Source organism: Serratia oryzae, from assembly GCF_001976145.1.
Classification (GTDB): Bacteria; Pseudomonadota; Gammaproteobacteria; order Enterobacterales; family Enterobacteriaceae; genus Chania; species Chania oryzae.
On the sequence record NZ_MOXD01000009.1, the window covers coordinates 51 to 18,406 of the forward strand.

Annotated in this window: 15 protein-coding genes, 2 tRNA genes and 2 pseudogenes; 13 read left to right on the top strand and 6 right to left on the bottom strand. The window is 55.6% G+C overall.

Annotated features, from left to right (window positions below):
• The first annotated feature begins 164 nt into the window (after window positions 1-164).
• The 4 genes and pseudogenes from BMI79_RS15945 to yjfF all read left to right on the top strand — a co-directional run bounded on the left by BMI79_RS15945 (window position 165) and on the right by yjfF (window position 1,972).
• Window positions 165-241, top strand: a tRNA-Asp gene (locus BMI79_RS15945).
• A 53-nt stretch (window positions 242-294) separates the two neighbouring features.
• A tRNA-Trp gene (locus BMI79_RS15950) sits at window positions 295-370 on the top strand.
• Window positions 371-650: 280 nt separating this feature from the next.
• Window positions 651-809, top strand: a pseudogene (locus BMI79_RS15955) (ATP-binding cassette domain-containing protein); the annotation flags it as partial.
• 196 nt (window positions 810-1,005) lie between these two features.
• Window positions 1,006-1,972: pseudogene (gene yjfF / locus BMI79_RS15965) on the top strand (galactofuranose ABC transporter, permease protein YjfF).
• A 4-nt stretch (window positions 1,973-1,976) separates the two neighbouring features.
• Here the strand turns inward: yjfF and hdfR are convergent.
• On the bottom strand, window positions 1,977-2,804 hold the full coding sequence (gene hdfR, locus BMI79_RS15970) for an HTH-type transcriptional regulator HdfR (protein WP_076943115.1): 828 nt from the start codon (window positions 2,802-2,804) through the stop codon (window positions 1,977-1,979).
• Between the two features lie 119 nt (window positions 2,805-2,923).
• Here hdfR and BMI79_RS15975 point away from each other — a divergent pair, with 119 nt between their 5' ends.
• Window positions 2,924-3,262 (top strand): MaoP family protein, encoded by a 339-nt coding sequence (locus BMI79_RS15975; RefSeq protein ID WP_076943116.1) that lies wholly within the window; start codon window positions 2,924-2,926, stop codon window positions 3,260-3,262.
• A 29-nt stretch (window positions 3,263-3,291) separates the two neighbouring features.
• Here BMI79_RS15975 and BMI79_RS15980 read toward each other — a convergent pair whose 3' ends face one another.
• On the bottom strand, window positions 3,292-4,815 hold the full coding sequence (locus BMI79_RS15980; RefSeq protein WP_076943117.1) for a YifB family Mg chelatase-like AAA ATPase: 1,524 nt from the start codon (window positions 4,813-4,815) through the stop codon (window positions 3,292-3,294).
• A 359-nt stretch (window positions 4,816-5,174) separates the two neighbouring features.
• Here BMI79_RS15980 and ilvL point away from each other — a divergent pair, with 359 nt between their 5' ends.
• The 7 genes from ilvL to BMI79_RS16015 all read left to right on the top strand — a co-directional run bounded on the left by ilvL (window position 5,175) and on the right by BMI79_RS16015 (window position 12,457).
• Window positions 5,175-5,273 (top strand): ilv operon leader peptide, encoded by a 99-nt coding sequence (gene ilvL / locus BMI79_RS15985; RefSeq protein ID WP_076943118.1) that lies wholly within the window; start codon window positions 5,175-5,177, stop codon window positions 5,271-5,273.
• A 142-nt stretch (window positions 5,274-5,415) separates the two neighbouring features.
• The gene (ilvG, locus tag BMI79_RS15990; protein ID WP_076943119.1) at window positions 5,416-7,062 is read left to right on the top strand and encodes an acetolactate synthase 2 catalytic subunit; all 1,647 of its coding nucleotides are present in this window, start codon (window positions 5,416-5,418) and stop codon (window positions 7,060-7,062) included.
• Window positions 7,059-7,316 carry an acetolactate synthase 2 small subunit gene (gene ilvM, locus BMI79_RS15995; protein ID WP_076943120.1) on the top strand — a complete coding sequence of 86 codons (258 nt, stop codon included), beginning with the start codon at window positions 7,059-7,061 and terminating at the stop codon, window positions 7,314-7,316. The genes ilvG and ilvM overlap by 4 nt, the downstream gene beginning before the upstream one ends.
• 22 nt (window positions 7,317-7,338) lie before the next feature.
• On the top strand, window positions 7,339-8,265 hold the full coding sequence (locus BMI79_RS16000) for a branched-chain amino acid transaminase (protein ID WP_076943121.1): 927 nt from the start codon (window positions 7,339-7,341) through the stop codon (window positions 8,263-8,265).
• Window positions 8,266-8,333: 68 nt separating this feature from the next.
• Window positions 8,334-10,184 carry a dihydroxy-acid dehydratase gene (gene ilvD / locus BMI79_RS16005; RefSeq protein WP_076943122.1) on the top strand — a complete coding sequence of 617 codons (1,851 nt, stop codon included), beginning with the start codon at window positions 8,334-8,336 and terminating at the stop codon, window positions 10,182-10,184.
• Between the two features lie 5 nt (window positions 10,185-10,189).
• A complete protein-coding gene (gene ilvA, locus BMI79_RS16010; RefSeq protein ID WP_076943297.1) occupies window positions 10,190-11,734 on the top strand; it encodes a threonine ammonia-lyase, biosynthetic in 1,545 nt (514 codons plus the stop codon).
• A 21-nt stretch (window positions 11,735-11,755) separates the two neighbouring features.
• Complete coding sequence (locus BMI79_RS16015; protein WP_076943123.1) at window positions 11,756-12,457, top strand: DUF2461 domain-containing protein; 702 nt, start codon at window positions 11,756-11,758, stop codon at window positions 12,455-12,457.
• Between the two features lie 171 nt (window positions 12,458-12,628).
• On the opposite strand, the gene ilvY is transcribed toward BMI79_RS16015, so the two are convergent.
• A complete protein-coding gene (gene ilvY, locus BMI79_RS16020) occupies window positions 12,629-13,519 on the bottom strand; it encodes an HTH-type transcriptional activator IlvY (protein ID WP_076943298.1) in 891 nt (296 codons plus the stop codon).
• Between the two features lie 151 nt (window positions 13,520-13,670).
• Between ilvY and ilvC the strand changes: the two genes are divergently transcribed.
• Window positions 13,671-15,146 carry a ketol-acid reductoisomerase gene (ilvC, locus tag BMI79_RS16025; RefSeq protein WP_076943124.1) on the top strand — a complete coding sequence of 492 codons (1,476 nt, stop codon included), beginning with the start codon at window positions 13,671-13,673 and terminating at the stop codon, window positions 15,144-15,146.
• Between the two features lie 200 nt (window positions 15,147-15,346).
• Here the strand turns inward: ilvC and kdgK are convergent, their stop codons facing one another.
• From kdgK to BMI79_RS16040, 3 genes are all read right to left on the bottom strand, one after another.
• Window positions 15,347-16,279, bottom strand: a complete 933-nt coding sequence (kdgK, locus tag BMI79_RS16030; protein WP_076943125.1) for a 2-dehydro-3-deoxygluconokinase — start codon at window positions 16,277-16,279, stop codon at window positions 15,347-15,349.
• A gap of 161 nt (window positions 16,280-16,440) precedes the next feature.
• A complete protein-coding gene (locus tag BMI79_RS16035; RefSeq protein ID WP_076943126.1) occupies window positions 16,441-16,644 on the bottom strand; it encodes a 2-hydroxymuconate tautomerase family protein in 204 nt (67 codons plus the stop codon).
• A gap of 113 nt (window positions 16,645-16,757) precedes the next feature.
• Window positions 16,758-18,080, bottom strand: coding sequence for an MFS transporter (locus BMI79_RS16040; protein ID WP_076943127.1), 1,323 nt, complete (start codon window positions 18,078-18,080; stop codon window positions 16,758-16,760).
• Window positions 18,081-18,356: the final 276 nt, after the last annotated feature.

Here is an 18,356-nt window from a genome sequence, read left to right on the forward strand (position 1 = left end):
TCAGAAGTGAAACGCCGTAGCGCCGATGGTAGTGTGGGGTCTCCCCATGCGAGAGTAGGACACTGCCAGGCATCAAACAAAGGTTACCTGAGTGACGTCGGGTAGTAGCAAAATCGCCGAGGTGGTTTTGCCGGTACTGTAAGGTACTGCATGAAAGAATCGGTGGAGCGGTAGTTCAGTTGGTTAGAATACCTGCCTGTCACGCAGGGGGTCGCGGGTTCGAGCCCCGTCCGTTCCGCCACTTATTTTGATTATGCCTGCTAACATCAGCAGGCATAATGTTAAGCACGATTTAGGGGCGTAGCTCAGTTGGTAGAGCACCGGTCTCCAAAACCGGGTGTCGCGAGTTCGAGTCTCTCCGCCCCTGCCATATTAGAACCCTTTGCGAAAGCAAAGGGTTTTTTTTGCTTCAAATTTTTCTTACATACTTTCATCTCTATAAGGTTATTGCCTAAAATTCCTGCCGAAATCGTTCTAATTTTAGCTGAATCTATGTACAAATTGTTTGTAATACTGGGTGTGATAGCGCTCATCATTCCAATCTGCATTTCAGTTACATCTTATTAGCCCTCACGTTCTTTTGGGCACATCTCACCAAAGCGAATACACCAGCAGCCATCTCTGCTTGAGTTCGTTGCGCTCTGAGCAGATTTTCGTTACAGCGCGGCGAGGTTCTGGCACTTCTGGGTGAAAATGGCGTAGGGAAGTCGACGCTAATCAAAGCATTAACCGGGGTTTACTCGCGTTCCGCTGGAGAGCTTCGTTTAGAAGGTAAGGCGATTGCGCCACACGGTACTGCTCAGGTGCAGGATATTCGCGGTGCTGATGCCAGCAATGCAGGCCTATGGCTGGAGCCCTGATGATCCAGTGAATGAATACCGGCATTCTGCTTTCCGGCTACAAGCCAGAGTCCAATCTGGTGTTGAAAGCAATGGTGATATTGGCTGTGCTGATGGTGCAATCCTCGAGTGTTTCATTACATCGGCTGTGGCAGAGACGCAAACCATGATGAAACGTAATTTGCTTTTATTAATCACGATCACGGTTTTTCTGCTCGGCTACGCTTTTGCCTCGACGCGCGTGTGGTGCGTCTGCTGACCGACAACGCTTTTCTTGGCATTGTCGCAGTGGACATGACGTTCGTGATTCTGTCCGGTGGGATCGATCTATCGGTAGGCTCAGTGATCGCTTTTACCGGCGTGTTGCTGGCAAAGTTGATAGGCAGTTACGGAATAGCTCCCGGTTATGCCTTTGTGATTGCGTTGCTGATGGGGGCCTCGTTTGGTGCTTTGATGGGATAGATTATTGACGTTCTCAAGCTCCCGGAATTTATTGTCACGCTGGCGGGGATGTTCTTCGTGCACGGTACGAGCTTTATTGTTTCGGAAGAATCGATCCCGATCAATCATCCGCTGTATGCCACGCTGGCAAATTATGCCTGGAAATTACCGGGGAGTGGGCGGCTTACCTTACTGGCGGTAGTGATGCTGTTGCTAGTGACCATCGAGATGATTCTGGCGCACCGCACGCGTTTTGGCCATAACGTTTATGCCATTGGTGGCAACCCGGTTTCTGCGGCATTGATGGGGGCTGGTGCAGCGCACGACGATATTGATTTACATGCCCTCCAGCACGTTGGTCGCATTGTCTGGCATTGTCTTTTCGCTGTATACCTCTGCGGGTTACGCACTGGCGGCCAGCGGCGTTGAGCTGGATACTATTGCGGCAGTGGTCATCGGCGGTACGCTGCTGACCGGCGGCGTCGGCACCATACTGGGGACACCTGTTTGGTGTGCTGATTCAAGGATTAATCCAGAGCTATATCACTTTTGATGGCACGTTAAGCTCTTGGTGGACCAAAATCGTGATTGGCATCCTGCTGTTCTGTTTTATCGGCCTCCAGAAGGCGATGAGCGCGTTTTGGCTGACAAGAAGGGCGCAACCCAGTCAACCACGGCTGAAGCCGTTATAGCGCTTTAGGCTGCGGTATTTAAAGGTATTTTCAGCAGTTGGCGGATGAGCGGTTGCTGATCGCTGTTTTGCAGCCACACGGCATACAGCGGGCGGATGATGGCTGGCGTATCGGCGGCCACAACCAACTGCGGATACTCTTTTTCCCACTGGCTGGGAAGAAAGGCGCAGCCCCCGGTGGTTTCCAGCAGTTGGCGCGTCAAGTGTGCCGAAGTGGTGGTCAGCACCGGCATGCTGTCGCTGTCTAGCATGCGGCTTTCCTGCTGGTGAAAGTCAGCGCCCCACTCCAGTTTGATATAAGGCATCGGTGCCTGCTTGTCGCGTAAGGCAGAGGAAAACAACCTGAGCGAGAAGTTACCCAACAGCTGGCTCGCCAATTCATCCATCTTTGGTGGTTCGGTAGTAATCAGCAAATCGAGCTGACGTTCATGTAACTGTTTCACCAGAGAGTGGCGTAACGCAATCCTGGCCTCCAGTTGCAGCGCTTCCCGCTGTTGATAAAGAGATTGCAGCCAGGGCGTCAGGTAAGCCTCCCATAACGATGCGGTTGCGCCGATCGAAAGTTCGGTATGCTGCAACGATCGCACCACCTCCTTTTTTGCCAACTGCCACGTGTTCATCAGGCTTTCAGCGTAGGGTAGCAGGCGCTCACCGGCTGGCGTCAGGCGGATATTATTCCGGTGGCGGGTGAATAAATTTGCACCTAATTGATTTTCAAGCTGGCGGATGCGGAAACTCACCGCAGACTGCGTCAAGTACAGGGATTCCGCTGCCCGGCCAAAGTGACGCGTTCTACTGACCTCCAAAAAGGTTTTCAGTAATTCGGTATCCACACCTGTCTCCAAAATTTTTTGTCGTTAAGATTTAAATGTTTTGTTTTACACAATGTCAAGCCTATCTAATACTCCGCGCCATAAACAGCACGGCCATGAGAGAATTAGGAGCGTGTCAGATGGCGGATAGCTTCATCACGACCAATCGTTTTTTTGATAATAAACACTATCCTCGCGGGTTCTCCCGTCACGGCGATTTCACCATTAAAGAAGCGCAATTGCTAGAGCGTTTCGGGTATGCGTTCAACGAGTTGGATGCAGGCAAGCGCCAACCAGCCACTGAAGAAGAACAACAGTTCGTCGCAGTGTGCCGCGGTGAGCGTGAACCTGCGACTGAGCAAGAAAAAGTATGGGCTAAATATCTGGCGCGCACTCGCCGCCCGAAAAAGTTCCATACGCTGTCAGGCGGCAAGCCGCAGGCTGACACGGTGGAAGATTACACCGACAGCGACGACTGATTACCCTGGGGCCTGTTGGCCCCATTTTTTTATTCCAGGCTGCGGTGCAACTGCAGTAACAGCCGATCCATGCTGCGATAGCTGAGGGCTTCGCTCAAATGGTGTTTGGCAATATCCTTCTCCCCGGCTAAATCTGCCAAGGTGCGCGCCACTTTCAGGATGCGATGCCAGGCACGAACCGACAGCCCCAGCTTACTCAGTGTCGCTTCCAGAAAATCTGCTTCTGCCGCCGGCAAGTGGCAATCCCGATCCACTTCTCGGTTATTCAATAGCGCATTCACCTTGCCTGCCCTGGCCAGTTGCCGTTCACGTGCTCGCAACACCCGCTGGCGCACCTGCTGGCTGCTTTCACCGACGCTGCGTTGCTTACCTAGCATCCCTGGCGGTAACAGCGGCACTTCAATCGACAAATCAAAACGATCGAGAAACGGGCCGGAGAGCCGCCCAAGATAGCGCAGGATCTGCTGTGGCGGCGTACGATTATGCACGCCTTGGTAGTGGCCTGTTGGGCTGGGGTTCATGGCTGCAATAAGTTGCACCCGTGCCGGGAAGCGGACTTTGGCAGCGGCGCGTGAAATCACGATCTCGCCCGACTCCAGCGGTTCACGCAGGGCATCCAGCACCCGTCGTTCAAATTCCGGCAACTCATCAAGAAACAGAACGCCATTATGGGCCATAGAGATTTCCCCTGGCCTGGGCAGTGAACCTCCACCGACCAGTGCCGCCATAGAGGCGCTGTGATGGGGCGCGCGAAATGGCCGCTGTCGCCATGGCAGCGTTTCATCAGGGTGATGCAACAAACTGGCGACCGCAACGCTCTCAAGGGCTTCCTGATCGCTCAGTGGGGGGAGTAATCCATTGAGTCGACTGGCCAACATGGTTTTTCCCGTGCCCGGCGGGCCGAGTAACAACAGGTTATGGCCACCGGCGGCGGCGATTTCCAATGCACGCTTGGCCTGCTCTTGGCCGATGATCTCCTGAAGATCGGCGGTTTCTGCTGGCGCTTCAGCCGCAGGCGGAGCGACAGCATTCGGCAACTCTCCTTTGCCTTGCAGGAAGGCGCAAACCTCCAACAAGTGTTCCGCTACCCGCGTGTTGTTATCTGGCAGCAGGCCCGTTTCTTTGCCGTTGGCCGTCGCCAGAATCAACCCCCGGCCTGCTTCGGTTGCCGCTATTGCTGCTGGGATCGCCCCGTTGACGGCTCGCAGTGCGCCCGAAAGTGCCAACTCGCCGAGAAATTCGTAGCGCATCAGTTGGTCGACAGGAAGTTGCTCTGAAGCGGCGAGGATCGCCAGTGCAATCGGTAAATCGTAGCGCCCGCCTTCTTTAGGTAAATCGGCGGGTGCTAGGTTGACGGTGATCCGCTTGGCCGGAAAGGTGAAGCCATTGTTGATCAGCGCGCTGCGGACCCGATCGCGCGCCTCTTTTACCGTGGCTTCCGGTAGGCCGACTAATGCCAAGCCAGGTAAACCATTGCTGATATGAACTTCCACGGTGACCGACGGTGCCTGAACACCGATAGTGGCACGGGTATAAACGACCGCCAGTGACATAATGCTCTCCTTGCTGAAGGCCACATGATGCGAGAGCCGCGGAAGAGATGCGCGTCGGTAATGGCTGACCTGCTCAACGCTGTGCAATCAAAATTTGTTTATTTCAGTTGGTGAACATCAACGTGCGAAGCTGTACGCATCTTGCCGCAATGCTCTTTCACAATCTCGTTACGGGTGACGAGCGTGCTGAGTGCCAAGGCATCGGGTTAGCGTGTTAACGTTTGAATTACCAGTAGTTTGTTCGAGGTATGACCAGATCGTGATGAATAATAACGCAAAATAATTGTTGTCATACCACCTGCTGCTATGGTAACTCTGTAGGTATTAGTTCGACGTGAGCACAGTGAACAAACCCAATTATGAACGCCTTTACTCAAGTGATTAGCCTAGTCGTGATTAGCGTGGTGGTGATTATTATCCCACCGTGCGGGGCTGCACTTGGACGAATAAAGGCTTAGAAAACAAGCCGGAATCGCAAGAGAACCCCCGCACCGTCAGGTCCGGGGGTTTTTTTATGCCAAGAGAAAAGCTAAATGAGGAGCAGAGAATGAACAACGGAACAAAATCCTGCATTTCCCGCAGTAAGGCGGGGAAATAACCATGAATGGTGCTCAGTGGGTAGTTCAAGCGTTGCGTGCGCAGGGAGTTGATACCGTATTCGGCTATCCGGGCGGTGCAATTATGCCGGTCTACGATGCTTTGTATGACGGCGGGGTAGAACACCTACTGTGTCGCCATGAACAGGGGGCTGCAATAGCCGCCATCGGCTATGCCCGTTCCAGCGGTAAAGTTGGCGTATGTATCGCTACCTCCGGCCCCGGAGCCACCAACCTGATCACCGGTCTGGCAGATGCGCTGCTGGATTCGGTGCCGGTGGTGGCCATCACCGGTCAGGTTGGTTCCGCGCTTATCGGCACCGATGCTTTTCAGGAGATCGATGTTCTGGGCTTGTCTCTGGCCTGTACCAAACACAGTTTCCTGGTGGAGTCACTGGAAGCGCTGCCTGGCATCATGGCAGAAGCTTTTGCTATTGCCACCAGCGGCCGCCCCGGCCCGGTCCTGATCGATATCCCGAAAGACATCCAGTTGGCGCAAGGGGATTTACCGCCGCATCTGATGCCTGTAGAAGCCGAACTTGAACACCCAGTTGCCGAGCTGGCTCAGGCCACGCAGTTGCTGGCACAGGCACATCGGCCAATGTTGTACATCGGTGGCGGTGTCGGCATGGCGCAGGCGGTGCCGGCACTGCGTGAATTTATCGCGGTGACCCAGATCCCTGCCGTTGCCACCCTGAAAGGCCTGGGCGCACCCGATGGTGACCATCCTTACTATCTCGGCATGCTGGGCATGCACGGCACCAAAGCAGCCAATTACGCGGTGCAGGAGTGTGACCTGTTGATCGCCGTGGGGGCGCGCTTTGATGACCGTGTGACCGGCAAGCTGAATGCGTTTGCGCCGCATGCCAAAGTGATCCACATGGATATCGATCCGGCAGAAATGAGCAAACTGCGCCAGGTGCATGTTGCCCTGCACGGTGATTTGAAAACCCTGCTGCCAGCATTGCAACAGCCGCTAAATATCAGCGCCTGGCAGCAACGGGTGGCCGAACTGAAAGAAATTCATGCCTGGCGCTACGATCATCCTGGTCAGCCCATTTATGCGCCGCTGTTACTGAAGCAATTATCCGAACGCAAACCCGCCAACACTATCGTGACCACCGACGTGGGCCAGCACCAGATGTGGGCCGCGCAGCACATGACCTTCGATCGCCCGGAGAACTTCATCACCTCCAGCGGCTTGGGGACGATGGGCTTTGGCGTGCCTGCGGCGGTAGGTGCGCAGATGGCGCACCCTGAAAGTATGGTGATCTGCGTGTCCGGTGACGGTTCTTTCATGATGAACGTGCAGGAATTGGGCACCATCAAACGTAAGCAGTTGCCTGTGAAGATTGTTTTAGTGGATAACCAGCGTTTAGGGATGGTTCGTCAGTGGCAGCAACTGTTCTTTGATGGGCGTTACAGCGAAACCAACCTCTCCGATAACCCCGACTTCCTGATGTTGGCCAGCGCCTTCGGCATCCCTGGCCAGCGTATTACCCGTAAAGACCAGGTCGCAGACGCGCTCGATGCCTTGCTTAACAGCGAAGGGCCTTATCTGCTGCAGGTTTCCATTGATGAGCTCGAGAATGTCTGGCCGCTGGTGCCGCCGGGCGCAGGTAACGAAACTATGTTGGAGAAAGTATCATGATGCAGCATCAAGTCTCGATTCAGGCCCGCTTCCGCCCCGAAATGCTGGAGCGCGTATTGCGCGTGGTACGCCACCGTGGCTTTCAGGTTTGCGCCATGAATATGGCGGCGGGGAGCAACCCTGACAATATTAATATTGAATTGACCGTTGCCAGCCAGCGCTCTGTGGATTTACTGTCATCACAGTTAAGTAAGCTGATGGATGTGTCCAGCGTTGAGGTTCAGCAACAACTATCACAACAAATACGCGCCTGATTGCGCCACAAGGAATGGAACAATGACGAAGAAAGCCGATTATATCTGGTTCAATGGTGAGATGGTTCCCTGGGCCGATGCCAAAGTACACGTGATGTCACATGCGCTACATTACGGTACTTCGGTATTCGAAGGCGTACGCTGTTATGATTCCCATCTCGGCCCGGTGGTATTCCGCCACCGTGAACACATGCAGCGCCTGCATGATTCGGCAAAAATCTATCGCATGCCGGTGGAGCAAAGCGTTGATGAACTGATGGAAGCCTGCCGTGCCACACTGCGTAAAAATAATCTGGTGAGTGCATATATCCGCCCTCTGGTGTTTATCGGAGATGTCGGGATGGGCGTGAACCCACCACCCGGCTATAAGACTGACGTGATTATCGCTGCGTTTCCTTGGGGCGCGTATCTGGGTGAAGAGGCGCTGGATCAAGGTATCGATGCGATGGTTTCTTCCTGGCACCGTGCAGCACCTAACACCATTCCCACCGCTGCGAAAGCGGGGGGTAACTATCTCTCCTCCCTGCTGGTGGGCAGCGAAGCGCGCCGCCACGGCTATCAGGAAGGCATTGCGCTGGACGTTCACGGCTACATCTCTGAAGGTGCCGGTGAGAACCTGTTCGAAGTGAAAGATGGCGTGCTGTTTACCCCGCCGTTCACCTCTTCTGCACTGCCGGGCATTACCCGTGATGCGATTATCAAGCTGGCGAGAGACATGGGCTTTGAAGTGCGTGAGCAGGTGCTTTCCCGTGAGTCACTGTATCTGGCGGACGAAGTGTTTATGTCCGGCACGGCGGCAGAAATCACCCCGGTGCGCAGCGTTGACGGCATTCAGGTCGGGATTGGCAAATGTGGCCCCATCACCAAACAGATCCAGCAGGCATTCTTTGGCCTGTTCACCGGCAAAACCGCAGATAAGTACGGTTGGCTGGATCCCGTGAATCAATAACGACAGACATCAGTAAACGGGCGGCCCGTTCGCCGCCGGTAAAATGAATATATTTGGAGTGAATAAGCATGCCTAAGTACCGTTCCGCTACCACCACCCACGGCCGCAACATGGCGGGTGCCCGCGCATTATGGCGCGCGACCGGGATGACCGACGCCGATTTCGGCAAACCGATTATTGCGGTGGTCAACTCCTTTACCCAGTTCGTCCCGGGCCATGTGCATCTGCGCGATCTGGGCAAGCTGGTTGCTGAACAGATCGAAGCCTCCGGCGGCGTAGCGAAAGAGTTCAACACCATTGCCGTGGATGATGGGATCGCCATGGGGCACGGCGGTATGCTTTATTCCCTGCCATCGCGCGAGCTGATCGCCGACTCGGTGGAATACATGGTCAATGCCCACTGCGCCGATGCGATGGTATGCATCTCCAACTGTGACAAAATCACCCCGGGGATGATGATGGCGGCGATGCGCCTCAACATTCCGGTGATCTTCGTTTCCGGCGGCCCGATGGAAGCCGGTAAAACCAAGCTGTCAGATAAAATCATCAAGCTGGATCTGATTGATGCCATGATCCAGGGTGCCAACCCGAACGTAAGCGATGCCGACAGTGAGCAGATTGAACGCTCCGCCTGCCCGACCTGCGGTTCCTGCTCCGGCATGTTCACCGCCAACTCGATGAACTGCCTGACCGAAGCGCTCGGCCTGTCGCAGCCGGGGAACGGTTCGTTGCTGGCCACCCATGCCGATCGTAAAGAGCTGTTCCTCAACGCCGGTAAGCGCATTGTCGAGCTGACCAAACGTTATTACGAGCAAGATGACGAAAGCGCACTGCCGCGTAATATCGCCAATAAGGCAGCGTTCGAAAACGCCATGACGCTGGATATCGCCATGGGCGGCTCCACCAACACCGTATTGCACCTGTTGGCTGCGGCGCAGGAAGGGGAAGTCGACTTCACCATGGCGGATATCGATCGTCTGTCGCGCAAAGTGCCGCACCTGTGCAAAGTGGCGCCGAGCACGCAGAAATACCATATGGAAGATGTGCACCGTGCTGGTGGTGTGATCGGCATTCTCGGTGAGCTGGATCGTGCCGGGCTGTTGAACCGCGAGGTGGGTAACGTGCTGGGGCTGACGCTGCCACAGATGTTGGAAGCCTACGACGTGATGCTGACCAAAGACGCCGCAGTGAAAAAAATGTATGCCGCAGGCCCGGCAGGTATCCGCACCACGCAGGCATTCTCGCAGGATTGCCGCTGGGATTCGCTGGATACCGATCGTCAGGAAGGCTGTATCCGCACGCGTGAGCATGCCTACAGCCAGGACGGTGGCTTGGCGGTGCTGTACGGCAACCTGGCAGAAGACGGTTGTATCGTTAAAACCGCAGGTGTGGACAAAGACAGCTTGATCTTCCGCGGCCCGGCCAAAGTGTACGAGAGCCAGGAAGATGCGGTAGACGCGATCCTCGGCGGCAAAGTGGTAGCCGGTGACGTGGTGGTGATCCGCTACGAAGGGCCGAAAGGCGGGCCGGGCATGCAGGAAATGCTCTATCCGACCACCTATCTGAAATCCATGGGCCTGGGCAAAGCCTGCGCGCTGATCACCGATGGCCGATTCTCTGGCGGTACGTCGGGCCTGTCGATTGGCCACGCCTCACCGGAAGCGGCCAGCGGCGGCCTGATCGGCCTGGTGCAGGACGGCGATATGATCGACATCGATATCCCGCAACGTGGTATTGCTTTGGATGTGTCGGAGAGCGAACTGGCTGCCCGCCGTGAAGCGGAACTGGCGCGCGGTGACGCTGCCTGGACGCCGAAGGCCCGTGAGCGCCAGGTTTCTTACGCGCTGCGTGCTTACGCGACGCTGGCCACCAGTGCCGATAAAGGCGCGGTGCGCGATAAAAGCAAGCTCGGGGGCTGATGCAAATGGCGGTTTCCCTTCCCTTATCCGACGCCCCTGGTGGGGCGGAATACCTGCGAGCGGTGCTCCGCTCGCCGGTTTACGAGGTGGCTCAGGTCACCCCGCTGCAGACGATGGACAAAATCTCTTCACGCCTTGGCAATACCATTCTGGTGAAGCGCGAAGATCGTCAGCCGGTGCACAGCTTCAAGCTGCGCGGGGCTTACGCGATGATTGCCAGCCTGACGGAAGAACAGAAAGCCCACGGCGTGATCACCGCTTCGGCGGGTAATCACGCGCAGGGCGTAGCGTTTTCCGGTAACCGCTTGGGGATCAAAACCCTGATCGTGATGCCGGTGTCCACTGCGGACATCAAAGTGGATGCGGTGCGCAGCTTCGGTGGTGAGGTGCTGTTGCACGGCGCTAACTTCGACGAAGCCAAAGCCAAAGCGATCACCTTGGCACAGCAGCAGGGGATGACCTTTGTGCCGCCGTTCGATCACCCGATGGTGATCGCCGGGCAGGGCACGCTGGCGATGGAATTGCTGCAGCAGGACGCACATCTTGATCGGGTTTTCGTTCCGGTCGGCGGCGGTGGGCTGGCGGCGGGCGTGGCGGTGCTGATCAAGCAATTGATGCCGCAGATCAAGGTGATTGGTGTGGAAGCCGAGGATTCAGCCTGCCTGCGTGCCGCGCTGGATGCTGGCCATCCGGTGGACTTAGCGCGTGTCGGGCTGTTTGCCGAAGGCGTGGCGGTGAAACGCATCGGTGACGAAACCTTCCGCCTGTGCCGCGAGTATCTGGACGATGTGATCACCGTCGACAGCGACGCGATCTGCGCGGCGGTGAAAGATCTGTTTGAAGACGTGCGGGCGATTGCCGAGCCTTCGGGCGCGCTGGCGCTGGCCGGGCTGAAGAAATACGTGCAGCAGCACAATATTCAGGGCGAGCGTTTGGCGCATATCCTTTCCGGTGCCAACGTGAACTTCCACGGTTTGCGTTATGTTTCCGAGCGCTGCGAACTGGGTGAACAGCGTGAAGCGCTGCTGGCGGTGACCATTCCTGAACAGAAGGGTAGCTTCCTGAAGTTCTGCCAACTGTTGGGTGGCCGCGCGGTGACCGAGTTCAACTACCGTTACGCCGATGCCGATCATGCTTGTATCTTCGTCGGTGTGCGCTTAACGCGCGGCCGTGCCGAACGGTTGGAGATCATTAACGAACTGAACAGCGGTGGCTATCAGGTGGTGGATCTGTCTGATGACGAAATGGCGAAGCTGCACGTGCGCTATATGGTCGGCGGGCGGCCTTCGAAACCGCTGCGTGAGCGCCTGTACAGCTTCGAATTCCCGGAGTCGCCCGGGGCATTGCTCAAGTTCCTGCAGACGCTGGGAACCCACTGGAATATTTCCCTGTTCCATTACCGCAGCCACGGCACGGATTTTGGCCGCGTGCTGGCGGGTTTTGAGCTGTCGCAAAGCGAGCCGGAGTTTGATCAGCATCTGAAGGCGTTGGGTTACGATTGCCACGATGAAACCGACAATCCATCATTCCGTTTCTTCCTGCAGGGCTGAAATCAGCGACAAGGACAGCGCATGGCTAATGAGTTCACCGGTTTCAGTCAGCAAGGGCTGAATTTTCTTCAGCAGGTGCGGATTGAAAATGACAAAGAATGGTTTGAAGCGAATCGCGATGTGTATGACCGTGAGTTGTTAACGCCGTTCCGCGCGCTGGTGGAAGCACTCAGCCCGGCGATGCTGGCTATCGATCCGTACTTCGAAACCCGGCCAGCGATCGGTAAAACGCTGTCGCGTATTCATCGCGACACGCGTTTCTCCCATGATAAATCGCGCTATCGCAGCCGCATGTGGCTGACGTTCAAACGGCCAAGCAAAGACTGGAAAGATGCGCCGGTGTATTTCTTTGAGCTGGGGCCGGACATGCTGCGTTATGGGCTGGGGTATTACAGTGCCAACAAACCGACGATGGATCTGTTCCGCCATACCCTGCGGCAGCGGCCACAGCCGTTTTTAGACGTCGCTGAATGTTGTCGTGCGCCGTTTGAACTGGTGGGAGAAAGCTACAAACGCCCGCTGGTGAAAGAGCAGGCACCCGAGATCGCCACCTGGTACAACCGCAAATCTTTCGCGGTGATGGCCACCGACAGCCAGGTGGAAAAACTGTTCGGTACCGATCTGGTTTCCCTGCTGGCTCAGGGTTTTTTGCAGCTTGAACCGCTTTACCACTGGCTGATGCAGGTGGAGGCTATGAAGCAGATCGATCCAGCAGATCTATGAATGCCCGTCGTCTTTCAAACCGTAGCGTTGTTGGCTGCGTTTGCACCCCCCAGTCACTTACTTGAGTAAGCTCCTGGGGATGTGCTCACTTGCCGCCTAGCTACAATTTGAAATCCATAGGGCATTGTTAACTTTGTCTTTCAAACCGTAGCGCTATTAGCTTCGCTTAAATTATTTTGGGGAGAGCAATTGCCAGAACGCCTCGATCAGCGGTTCGCTGAGGCGTTTTTTCTGCACGCAAACGCCCAGCTCGAACGGTTCGACCATGGAGATATTGTCCAGCGTTGAAATGCGGTTGCGTACCGGCTCCGGGCTGTTGTCCACCACCACGCTGGGGATCAGCGCGATGCCGCAGCCGAGGGCGACCATCGAAACGATCGCTTCGTGGCCGCCGACGGTGGCATAAATCAGTGGGTTAGTAATGCGCTGGCGGCGGAACCACAGCTCAATACGTTTGCGCGAAGGGCCGTGTTCCGGCAGGATAAACGGAATATTGGCCCAGTCAGGTTGATCGGCAAAGGCCTGAGCGCGCACCGTGCATGGCAGGGCCGGGGCAATCAGCACCAGCGGAATTTCGCCGATCTGGGTGAAGGCTACGCTGGAGGGCAGGGTTTCTGGCCGCCCGGCGATGCCGAGATCGGCCTCGTTGGACTGCACTTTGTCTACCGCATCGGCGGCATCGCCGGTGGTCAGCTTGATTTCCACCAGCGGATGCTGGGCGCGGAAGCGATCCAGGATCGGCGGTAAATGGCTGTAGGCAGCGGTAACCGAGCAGAACAACCGCAGCTCGCCGCTCAGCGAAGGGCCGTGCTGGCCGAGCGCATGTTTTAACTGCTGGTATTGCAGCAGCGTTTGCTGGGCAAATACTTTCAGTTGTTCACCGGCGTCGGTCAACTGCACGGTGCGGTTATCACGCAGAAACAGCGGTTGCCCAAGAATTTCTTCCAGCCGTTGGATCTGGCGGGAAAGCGTGGACGGGCTGACGTGCATCGCCTTGGCGGTACGGCCAAAGTGATGGCTTTCAGCAAGATGCAGGAACAGTTTTAGATCACGCAAGTCCATATCAGTACGCTCGCAGCGAGAGTGTTGCATAAATTGCAATATCACATTCGTAATATATCAATTTAAGCAACGCAATTCCTGTTATACATTGAACGCAACCTATCCCGCATAAAGAGCGGGCAATGAACCTCACATCTTACCGGAGTAAACCATGGCTAATTATTTCAACACATTGAACCTGCGTCAGCAGTTGGCGCAATTGGGTAAGTGCCGTTTCATGGCGCGTGACGAATTTGCTGATGAAGCAGGCTACCTGAAAGGCAAAAAAGTGGTGATTGTCGGCTGTGGCGCGCAGGGGCTGAACCAGGGCCTGAATATGCGTGATTCCGGTCTGGATGTGGCTTATGCGCTGCGTAAAGAAGCCATCGACGAGAAACGCGCTTCATGGCGTAAAGCGACTGAAAACGGCTTCAAGGTTGGCACTTATGAAGAGCTGATCCCACAGGCCGATCTGGTGGTGAACCTGACGCCAGACAAGCAGCACTCCTCTGTAGTCCGCGCAGTACAGCCGCTGATGAAAGACGGCGCAGCGCTGGGTTACTCTCACGGTTTCAACATCGTTGAAGTGGGTGAGCAAGTGCGTAAAGACATCACCGTGGTGATGGTTGCGCCTAAGTGCCCAGGCACTGAAGTACGTGAAGAATACAAACGTGGTTTCGGTGTGCCGACCCTGATCGCCGTTCACCCGGAAAACGATCCAAAAGGTGAAGGCATGGCGATTGCCAAGGCATGGGCGGCAGCTACCGGCGGCCACCGTGCGGGCGTGCTGGAATCCTCCTTCGTAGCAGAAGTAAAATCTGACCTGATGGGTGAGCAGACCATTCTGTGCGGCATGCTGCAGGCGGGTTCTCTGCTGTGCTTCGACAAGCTGGTGGCTGAAGGCACCGACGCGGCTTACGCAGAAAAACTGATCCAGTTCGGCTGGGAAACCATCACCGAAGCGCTGAAGCAGGGCGGCATCACCCTGATGATGGATCGCCTGTCCAACCCGGCCAAACTGCGTGCTTACGCGCTGTCTGAGCAGTTGAAAGGCATCATGGCTCCGCTGTTCCAGAAACACATGGACGACATCATCTCGGGTGAATTCTCCAGCGGCATGATGGCTGACTGGGCGGCAGATGACGTGAAACTGCTGACCTGGCGTGAAGAGACCGGTAAAACGGCCTTCGAAAATGCACCTCAGTTTGCAGGCAAAATCAGCGAGCAGGAATACTTTGATCACGGCGTGCTGATGGTGGCTATGGTGAAAGCGGGCGTTGAGTTGGCATTCGAAACCATGGTGGATTCCGGCATCATCGAAGAGTCTGCTTACTACGAATCACTGCACGAGCTGCCGTTGATCGCCAACACCATCGCGCGTAAGCGTCTGTATGAAATGAACGTGGTAATCTCGGATACTGCGGAATACGGTAACTACCTATTCGCCAACGCGGCAGTGCCGTTGCTGAAAGATTTCATGAAAACCCTGCAGGCGGGTGACCTGGGCAAATCAGTTGCTGGCACCGCTGTTGACAACGCGCAGCTGCGTGACGTGAACGAAGCGGTGCGCAACCACCCAATCGAATCCGTAGGCCGCAAACTGCGTGGCTATATGACCGATATGAAACGCATCGCGGTTGCAGGCTAAATACCCGTCGTCTTTCAAGCTGCAGCGTTGTTACCTGCACTATCTCACCCCAGTCACTTACTAAGAGTAAGCTCCTAGGGATGAGATAGTTTGGTGCCTAGCTGCAACTTGAAATCCATAGGGTATTAAGATTGGTTTTCGAGTCCAATAAAAAGGCCAGCATTGTCGCTGGCCTTTTTGCATTCTCACTGGCAGAGAAATTACTGCGGCATGGCGTCACGCGGGATGATGGCACCACGGTACTGAATCACCGTGCTGGCGGTCAGGTGGCCACGCTGTGCGGCGCTCACCGCGTCGCCGCCGGTCAGGCGAATTGCCAGATAACCGGCGCTGAATGAGTCACCGGCGGCGGTGGTATCAATCACTTTCTCTTTCGGCAGTTTCACCGCTGGCACGTCATAAGTTTGCCCGTCTGCGCTGAATACCAGACAGGAATCCGCGCCACGCTTGATCACAATCTCACCCACGCCAAAATCACGCGTGCGGCTCACCACCTGCTCAACCGGCAGTTGGCCCCACAGTAAATCTTCATCGTCCAACGTCAGGAAGGCAATGTCGGTGCAGGACAGGATATCGCGGTAGGCCTGCTGGGTTTCATCTTTGCTTTGCCACAGCCGTGGGCGGTAGTTGTTGTCAAAGATCACTTTGCCGCCGTTGGCCCGGCACTGGTGCAGCAAGGCCAGCAGTTTTGCCCGGCTGGCAGGGGGGAGGATCGCCACGCTGATGCCGCTGAGATACAGATAGTCAAACTGTGCCAGTTGCGCGCACAGATCTTCCGCCTGCGGGCCATCCAGCCAGTAGCGGGCTGCGGCGTCGTTACGCCAGTAGTAGAAGGTACGCTCACCGGTGTTGTCGGTTTCGATCACATACAACCCCGGCAGCTTGTTTTCCAGTTGCTGAATCAGATCGGTTTTTACCTGTTCCTGCTGCCAGGCGTGCAACATCTCCCGGCTGAAGCTGTCGGTGCCGAGTGCGGTAACGTAGTGCACGTTCAGCGCCTGCTGCGGAACCTGGCGTGCGATATAGACGGCGGTGTTAAGCGTGTCGCCACCGAAACCACGGCTGAGATCGGCGCCTTTCTGCGACAGTTCGATCATGCATTCGCCGATCACGGCGAGATTTTTGCTGTTCATGATAATCCCTGACTGAAGAATGAGTCTGATTGATGTGAGAGTGACGTTTAGTCTCAACGCAAGGGCGGGGGGAGTCAATAAAAATAAAACGGCGTTTTAATTATTTTATGATCGCGATCGGGAAACACCACGTTTCCCGTCGTCCATGAATGCCAGGAGGATTATTTAGCGGCTGCGCGCAGGTCTGTTACGCTCTTGCCAGCAATCCCCCAGTTATCGGTATCCACTTCTTCAATCACCACCACGGTGGTGGCTGGGTTTTTACCTAACGTATCGACCAGCAACTGGGTGACACCGGCAATGAGCTGTTTTTTCTGCTCCGCAGTCGCGCCTTCACGGGTAATTTTGATATTGACGTAGGGCATCTCTCTTCCTTTTTAAGTGGCTAAGGTCAGCAGCGATAATAGCTAACTCTGGCGGCGATATGCTGACGAAGAGGAAATAAAAACGGCCTCTGCAGGCAGAGGCCGTGGAAGGGTTACAACGACTGGTGCCGGGTTTCTTTCATCAGCAACAGTGCGATCAGCGTCAGGCTGGCCATCGCTGCCAGATACAGGCCAACGTAGAACAGCCCATAATGGGTTGCCAGCCAGGTGGCGATATAGGGCGCGACAGAAGCCCCCAGGATCGAAGCCACGTTATATGAGAAAGAGGCTCCGGTATAACGCACTTCGGTCGGGAATAATTCCGGTAGCAAGGCCCCCATCGGGCCGAAGGTCAGGCCCATGATGCTCAGGCCGCACAGCAGGAAGGCCATCACCAGCACCTGATTGCCGGAGCCCAACATGCTTGGGAACACGAAGGCAAAGGCGATCATCAGCAGGGTGATCACAATCATGGTTTTGCGCCGGCCAAAGGCGTCGGCCAACAGGCCGGCGATCGGCACCATCACACCAAAGCCGATCACCGCGACCATCAGCATCCACAGGAAGCTGTTGCGCGAATAGCCCAGCCCCAGCGGCTCTGCCGCCGTGCCGTAAGTCATGGAATAGACGGTCATCAGGTAGAACAGCGTATAGGTGGCCAGCATGATAAAGGTGCCGAGGATGGTGGCCTTCAGATGTTTGCTCAGCAAGGTGCCAAGTGGGATTTTCACCTGTTTACCGGCTTTGGCTACTTTGGCAAAGATCGGGGTTTCGTTCAGCGAAACGCGCACGTACAGGCCAATCAGCACCAAAGCCGCCGACAGGATAAACGGCACGCGCCAGCCCCAGGTCATGAACTGCTGGTCGGTCAGCAGCCAGGAAAGCAACAGGAAAGTGCCATTGGCGAAGAAGAAGCCGATAGGCGCGCCTAGCTGCGGGAAGGAGCCGTACAGAGCCCGCTTGTGCGCGGGCGCATTCTCGGTGGCCAGCAAGGCAGCACCGCCCCATTCGCCCCCTAACCCCAGCCCTTGACCAAAACGCGCCAGCGCCAGCAGGATCGGTGCAAAGATGCCGATGGTTTCATAGCTTGGCAGCAGGCCGATCAGCACGGTAGAAATCCCCATGGTCAACAGCGAGGCAACCAGCGTCACCTTGCGCCCGACGCGGTCACCGAAGTGGCCGAAGAGGGCAGAGCCGATCGGCCGGGCAATAAAGGCAATAGCGAAGGTCGCCAGTGATTGCAGCGTTGCTGCAGCCGGATCGCCCTGTGGGAAGAAGATATGCGGGAACACGATCACGGCAGCGGTGGCATAAATATAGAAATCAAAGAACTCGATGGCGGTACCGACCAGTGAGGCGACGATGACTTTTCCCCGGGAATTAACCGGCGTGGACGTTTCTTCGGCGTCCAGAGTTGTTGCGATGGAGGCTTGCATGGCAGTTTCTTATATTTTGGATTTGTAAAAACCCATTTTAGTGACAGCAAAATACCTTTTCAATGGTGCAACTTTGTACAATTCGGTGAATAACCTGTTAAAAAGACTAATGTTTTAAGGTGGTGATTTTATTTAGGGTTAAACGCGGGTAAATAATGAATATGCAGATATAAAGGCTGTGAAATGAGAAAAGAAAAGTTGTGGGGTAGTGGGTTGTGCTGGTTTTTGCTATCCGATAGGTTTGTTATTGAAATGATGCACTGATTCTCGCTCGTT

Excerpts from the sequence above, each read along its gene's own strand:
- BMI79_RS15975 (WP_076943116.1), top strand. The coding sequence starts at position 2,924 with ATGGCGGATAGCTTCATCACGACCAATCGTTTTTTTGATAATAAACAC.
- BMI79_RS15980 (WP_076943117.1), bottom strand. The coding sequence starts at position 4,815 with ATGTCACTGGCGGTCGTTTATACCCGTGCCACTATCGGTGTTCAGGCA.
- ilvL (WP_076943118.1), top strand. The coding sequence starts at position 5,175 with ATGAACGCCTTTACTCAAGTGATTAGCCTAGTCGTGATTAGCGTGGTG.
- ilvG (WP_076943119.1), top strand. The coding sequence starts at position 5,416 with ATGAATGGTGCTCAGTGGGTAGTTCAAGCGTTGCGTGCGCAGGGAGTT.
- ilvM (WP_076943120.1), top strand. The coding sequence starts at position 7,059 with ATGATGCAGCATCAAGTCTCGATTCAGGCCCGCTTCCGCCCCGAAATG.
- BMI79_RS16000 (WP_076943121.1), top strand. The coding sequence starts at position 7,339 with ATGACGAAGAAAGCCGATTATATCTGGTTCAATGGTGAGATGGTTCCC.
- ilvD (WP_076943122.1), top strand. The coding sequence starts at position 8,334 with ATGCCTAAGTACCGTTCCGCTACCACCACCCACGGCCGCAACATGGCG.
- ilvA (WP_076943297.1), top strand. The coding sequence starts at position 10,190 with ATGGCGGTTTCCCTTCCCTTATCCGACGCCCCTGGTGGGGCGGAATAC.
- BMI79_RS16015 (WP_076943123.1), top strand. The coding sequence starts at position 11,756 with ATGGCTAATGAGTTCACCGGTTTCAGTCAGCAAGGGCTGAATTTTCTT.
- ilvY (WP_076943298.1), bottom strand. The coding sequence starts at position 13,519 with ATGGACTTGCGTGATCTAAAACTGTTCCTGCATCTTGCTGAAAGCCAT.
- ilvC (WP_076943124.1), top strand. The coding sequence starts at position 13,671 with ATGGCTAATTATTTCAACACATTGAACCTGCGTCAGCAGTTGGCGCAA.
- kdgK (WP_076943125.1), bottom strand. The coding sequence starts at position 16,279 with ATGAACAGCAAAAATCTCGCCGTGATCGGCGAATGCATGATCGAACTG.
- BMI79_RS16035 (WP_076943126.1), bottom strand. The coding sequence starts at position 16,644 with ATGCCCTACGTCAATATCAAAATTACCCGTGAAGGCGCGACTGCGGAG.
- BMI79_RS16040 (WP_076943127.1), bottom strand. The coding sequence starts at position 18,080 with ATGCAAGCCTCCATCGCAACAACTCTGGACGCCGAAGAAACGTCCACG.